Raw genomic sequence first — 5437 nt, 5'->3', positions numbered from 1 at the left:
TTTGCCGTCAGCCACCTCGCTAAAAACTAGAATTTGGGTGAGTAGTTACTACCTATTTTAGGGGGGGGTAATTCTATTGTAATATCAAAAGGTTATGGATAAATTTTATTGTGCAGACGAGTCAGTGCGGGGGCCTTCGGGGTCATTTTGCTTTTAGCACCGTCAAGAACGCCTCTTGAGGGATCTCGACCACGCCGACCATCTTCATCCGCTTTTTGCCTTCTTTCTGCTTCTCTAGGAGCTTGCGTTTGCGGGTAACGTCGCCGCCGTAACACTTAGCTGTAACGTTCTTACGAAGCGGCTTAACGGTCTCGCGTGCAATAGGCTTGTTTCCCACCGCCGCCTGAATGGCGACCTCATATTGCTGGCGAGGAATGACCCTGCGAAGTTTACCCGCAATATCGCGCCCCCTTGCATATGCCTGGTCCCTGTGAACGATGACAGAGAGGGCATCTACATGATCACCGTTTATCAAGATGTTCAATTTAACAAGCTTGCCTTCGCGATAACCGTGAAGCTTGTAATCAAGCGAGGCAAAGCCCTTGCTGCATGCCTTAAGCCTGTCGTGAAAATCCGATATCAGCTCCTGAAAAGGCAGAAGATACTGGACCCTCACCCGCTCCTTTGTGAGGTACTCCATGTTCTGCTGTTCACCGCGCTTCTCCTGACAGAGCTGAATGATCGCTCCAAGATATTCCGATGGGGCGATCAGATTCACCATTGCATAAGGTTCTTCTATCACTTCTATAAGCTGGGTTTCCGGAAAATCGGCCGGGTTGGAGACGGTCTTAATGGCCCCGTCGGTCGTCATCACCTGATATCCGACCGTCGGCGCCGTGCAGATAAGCTCCAGATTATATTCGCGCTCAAGCCTCTCCATGATGACCTCAAGATGGAGCGAGCCTAAGAATCCGCATCTAAAACCAAAACCGAGCGCCATCGAAGTTTCGGGCTCATAGGTGAAAGATGAATCGTTAAGTTTTAATTTTAGAAGGGCGTCGCGAAGTTCGTCGTACTGCCCCGAATCGGTAGGATAGATGCCGGCAAAGACGATCGGTTTTATCTCTTTAAAACCGGGGAGCGCGTGACTCGCCGGCGCATCTTTAAGCGTTATAGTATCGCCTATCTTTGTATCGCGGACCTCGCGGATCCCCGCCACAAGGTAACCGACATCCCCAGCCTCAAGAATATCGACTTCGACCGAACGCGGGGCAAAGATGCCAAGCTTCAATACCTCATAGGTCTTGTCGGCGTTCATCATCAGTATCTGATCGCCCTTTTTTATCTTTCCGTCTACCACCCTCATGAGACAAACGACGCCCTGATAACTATCGAACCAGCTGTCTATTAGAAGGGCTCTAAGCGGCGCCTCGTTCCTTCCCCTTGGAGGAGGAAGAAACTGGACAATCCTCTCCAATATTTCCGCCACTCCCTCACCGGTCTTGGCGCTGGCAGGAACAGAATGTGATGCGTCGATGCCAAAGACATCTTCTATCTGCCTGACGGCTGAATCTATGTCGGCTCCGGGAAGGTCTATCTTGTTGATGACAGGGACGAGCTCCAACTTGTGGTCAAGCGCCTCGAACGCGTTGGCAACGGTCTGAGCCTGGATCCCCTGCGTGGCGTCGACTACCAAAAGCGCCCCTTCGCATGCAGCAAGAGAGCGGGAGACTTCATAACGAAAGTCGACATGCCCCGGCGTATCGATGAGATTTAGTTCGTAGGTCTTGCCATCCTTGGCCTTATAATTGAGTCTAACTGTCTGCGCCTTGATGGTGATCCCCCTCTCGCGCTCAAGCTCCATGTTATCGAGGAACTGGTCCTTTTTCTCGCGCAGAGAGATAGAACCTGTCGCTTCCAGAAGTCTGTCCGCCAGGGTGGACTTTCCGTGATCAACGTGAGCTATAATGCAAAAATTTCGGATCAGATCACTGTTCATTTAAGACAACGATTGCCTCAACACCTTCGTTACCCTTGAACTTCTCGAGGTATGTTTGAGCATCTTCCTTTGTGGGAAATCCGCCGATACGGACCCTGTACCATCTGCCCCTGTCCGGGATATCGGCTATCATCATAAAAGAGGGGTAACCCCTGCCACGCCAGCTCTCGACCTTGGAATTGGCTTCCTGCATGTTGGGGTATGAGCCTACCTGTATGGAGTACTGAGCTCCGGCAGACGATTTGATCTTTATGGCACCCGACTCCCCCTGTTCTAGGGGTGCCGCCGGAGCCTGAAGAGCAGCTTGTGCGGGCTGTGGCTCCGGCGTGGGTATCACAGACGACGCCTGGGCCTGCTCCGCATTAAGAGCATCCATGGCCGCCTGCATTGCCGCCTGCTGCTGCTGGATGGTGCTCTGGGGTAATGCCGTCTGCTGCTGGGGTTCCGAGACTACAGGACTGTTGGCCTGCTTATCAAGCAATTCTTTAACTTTACCCTTTAAACTATTGTTACCGCTCCCTTTTAACGCATCCCTAGCCATCGCCTGAAGTTCAAGATCCTGTATGGCCTGCTGGGAAACGGTTGGGGTTGCAGTAGAGGAGGCTTGCCCCCCATTTCCACCTGTTGAAACTATTTCAGTAACCACAGACCTCTGATCGTCGGCCGTGTCTATCTTGAGATAGCTTGTGCCGTACTTGGCCCCTAAGTAGAACACAAATGCAAGAGTTGCCACTTCGAGGACCAGTATCGTGAAGAACTGGCCAAATGTGAACTTGCAGAAATATTGGAGGTCAGGTTCTCTTTCTTCCTGAATATTCTTATAATCGTTGATCATATTTCGTACTCTCGTACTCTCGTGCTATCGTGCTATCGTGCTCTCGTAAATGAGGCGAAGTCGGAAATCGGAAGTCTGATGTCCGACTTCTGTCTTCTGCCTGACAACTTCCCTAATCCATTCTGTCAGGCGCGCTCAAACCGAGCACGTTAAGTCCATTTTTTAACACAATCTGGATATTTTTCAATAAATAACATTTGGCCGAGGTCATTTTAATATCTTCGGAAAGAAATCTGTAAGAACTCTCCTTCTTTCCCTTTGTGTAATAGCTCTGGAACTTTCGGGCAAGGTCTAGGAGGTAATAGGTTATCCGGTGGGGCTCAAGCTTTCTCGCCGCCTCCTCTATTACTGCAGGATACTCGCCCAGGAACATGGCTATCTCCATCTCTTCCGGGAGAGTCAGAGGTTCAAGATCGGTATCTTTTGAGAGCTTCAACTTCATGCCTGTCTCTTTGGCCTTTTCAAAAACGCTCGAGATCCTCGCGTGCGCATATTGAATATAATAGACCGGATTATCCATGCTCTGTGATGTGGCAAGATCGATATCGAAATCGAGCTGGGCATCGTGAGAGCGCATGAGAAAGAAATATCTGCAGACATCCCTTCCTACCTCGTCAAGAAGGGTCCTTAATGTTTCGTATTGAGCAGAACGTGTCGACATCGATACAAGCTGGCCGCCCTTTATGAGGTTGACGAGCTGTATAAGGACGGCGTCGAACTTTTTGGGGTCATGTCCCATCGCCTCTATTGCCGCCTTCATCCTGGGGACATGGCCGGCATGATCGGCACCCCATATATCTATCACACGGTCAAACCCTCTGTCGAACTTATCCTTGTGATATGCGATGTCGGCGGCAAAATAGGTATAGAACCCATCGCTCTTCTTGAGGACGCGGTCCTTTTCGTCGCCGAACTTGGTGGAGAGGAACCAGATGGCCCCTTCCCTGTCCTCGACAAAACCCCTCTTTCGCAGGAATTCGACCGCATTCTCTACCTTGCCGTGTTTGTGAAGCTCCGATTCGTTGAAATAGACGTCGTGCCCCACACCGCAATCGGAAAGGTCCTTCACTATCTCATCGTGTATCTTTCTCCCGGCATACTGGCCGAAGAATAGGATCACGTCATTTTCGGAGTTGACCGTCATTGCGAGGCCAACGGCCGAGGCAATCTCCTGCATCCATTTATATTCACTGGATTGCTTCGCTTTCGCTCGCAATGATAAAATCTCCTTTGCGATATCCTTTATATACTCGCCCTGATAGCAATTCTCAGGGAACTCTATCTTCTCTCCTTCAAGCTCTTTTATACGGAGAAGTACCGACCTACCTAGCGTCTGCATCTGAACGCCGGCGTCGTTAAGGTAATATTCTTTTGTGACCTGGAACCCGGCCGCCGCAAGAAGACGCGCAAGCGTATCGCCGTAGACAGCGCCTCGCCCATGACCTACATGCAAAGGCCCCGTGGGATTGGCGCTGACGAACTCCACCTGAACCTTCCTGCCGTCCCCGATCTTAAGCGTGCCATACTTCTCTCCGCCGTCATAGACCTTGTGAAGTATGCTCAATGAGAGTTTTGGGTTTATCTTAAAGTTTATGAATCCGGGACCTGCGATAGATACCGAAAGAAGCTCGTCGCCCGGGGTCTTGATCACGGATATTATCTCCTCCGCTATCTTTCTGGGGGACTTCCCTTCAGGCTTTGCAAGCAACATCGAAACGTTCGTTGAAAGGTCGCCGTGCTCCGGATTCTTGGGAGTTTCAAGGTTGACCGCAGGCATCTCGGCAAGCGCCAAAGCGCCTCTCTTCTTGCACGCAAGAAGCGCCTGTTCAATTATCTGCTTTATCTGATGCACAATATAAAATCCCTCTCCTTAAATTATTTGATCTTCTTTCCAGCCTTCAACATCTTCCTATCTTCATTTTCAAGCCTGCGAGCTACTTTTTTGACATCTTCCGCTGGTGGCAGTGATTCTGGCCGTACTCCACGTTCAATAAGTATTTTGCGTACTGCCACATTGTTATCAACATGCTCTTGCGATATCAGTGTGTCAGGGCAATATCATCGATCTTTCTCTCACTTCCAGAACCTAGCGAGACCATTTTGTTGATGTCAACAAAATGGTCAGAGATCTTGCTACCAGCATTTTCGCAGGCACTCTTGGCCTTATCAGTGACCTTTGTAAAGTTTCTCCATTCCGTATAGCCAAAGATATCCTGCAATTCGCGAGCGCTCCAGCATTCGACATTTTCCAATAAATAACGAGCCTGCTCAAATTTCTGGAACAGCTCTCCAATAAGTTCTTTTTTTCATTTTGCGCCTCTGCTCTAAACTCGCCGGAAACAATATCACCGCACCCTGTTTTTACAAGATAAAAAACTCCACCCATCTTGCTCGCCCCGCTGGAAACGCAAGGTTACGAAAGATGGGTGGATTACTGCGCTCTTCGGTTCGCCATATGCAATGACAAACCAGGATGACAGGTCTGGACTCCCCTCAAGCACGCTCTTAGATTCCGTAAAATCTAAAAATCTGGCTTAAAGCTTTTTTACTCCACTTTAGGAAGTGCTGGGGCCACGCACAACGGAAACCATCGTTGTTGTTGCAGTTAGTAGGGTTGTCGTTGTTGCGATTGGCCGCACGGTTGTTCCACTTGTGGTTGTTCC

Annotated in this window: 3 protein-coding genes and 1 pseudogene; all 4 read right to left on the bottom strand. The window is 49.9% G+C overall.

What is annotated here, in order from left to right:
* Nucleotides 1-142 precede the first annotated feature (142 nt).
* The 4 genes and pseudogenes from COV46_06765 to COV46_06750 all read right to left on the bottom strand — a co-directional run bounded on the left by COV46_06765 (nucleotide 143) and on the right by COV46_06750 (nucleotide 5068).
* A complete protein-coding gene (locus COV46_06765; GenBank protein PIR16844.1) occupies nucleotides 143-1939 on the bottom strand; it encodes an elongation factor 4 in 1797 nt (598 codons plus the stop codon).
* Complete coding sequence (locus tag COV46_06760; protein PIR16843.1) at nucleotides 1929-2774, bottom strand: hypothetical protein; 846 nt, start codon at nucleotides 2772-2774, stop codon at nucleotides 1929-1931. Before COV46_06760 ends, COV46_06765 begins: the two co-directional genes overlap by 11 nt.
* A 112-nt stretch (nucleotides 2775-2886) precedes the next feature.
* Nucleotides 2887-4629, bottom strand: coding sequence for an arginine--tRNA ligase (locus COV46_06755; GenBank protein PIR16842.1), 1743 nt, complete (start codon nucleotides 4627-4629; stop codon nucleotides 2887-2889).
* Nucleotides 4630-4649: 20 nt separating this feature from the next.
* A pseudogene (locus COV46_06750) lies at nucleotides 4650-5068 on the bottom strand (damage-inducible protein D).
* Between the last annotated feature and the right edge of the window lie 369 nt (nucleotides 5069-5437).

This window comes from Deltaproteobacteria bacterium CG11_big_fil_rev_8_21_14_0_20_49_13, assembly GCA_002796305.1.
Classification (GTDB): domain Bacteria; phylum UBA10199; class UBA10199.
This window is presented reverse-complemented; position numbering and strand designations above follow the sequence as displayed.

What these genes read in the sequence shown, in the direction of transcription:
- COV46_06760 (PIR16843.1), bottom strand. Translation starts at nt 2,774, where the DNA reads ATGATCAACGATTATAAGAATATTCAGGAAGAAAGAGAACCTGACCTC.
- COV46_06765 (PIR16844.1), bottom strand. Translation starts at nt 1,939, where the DNA reads ATGAACAGTGATCTGATCCGAAATTTTTGCATTATAGCTCACGTTGAT.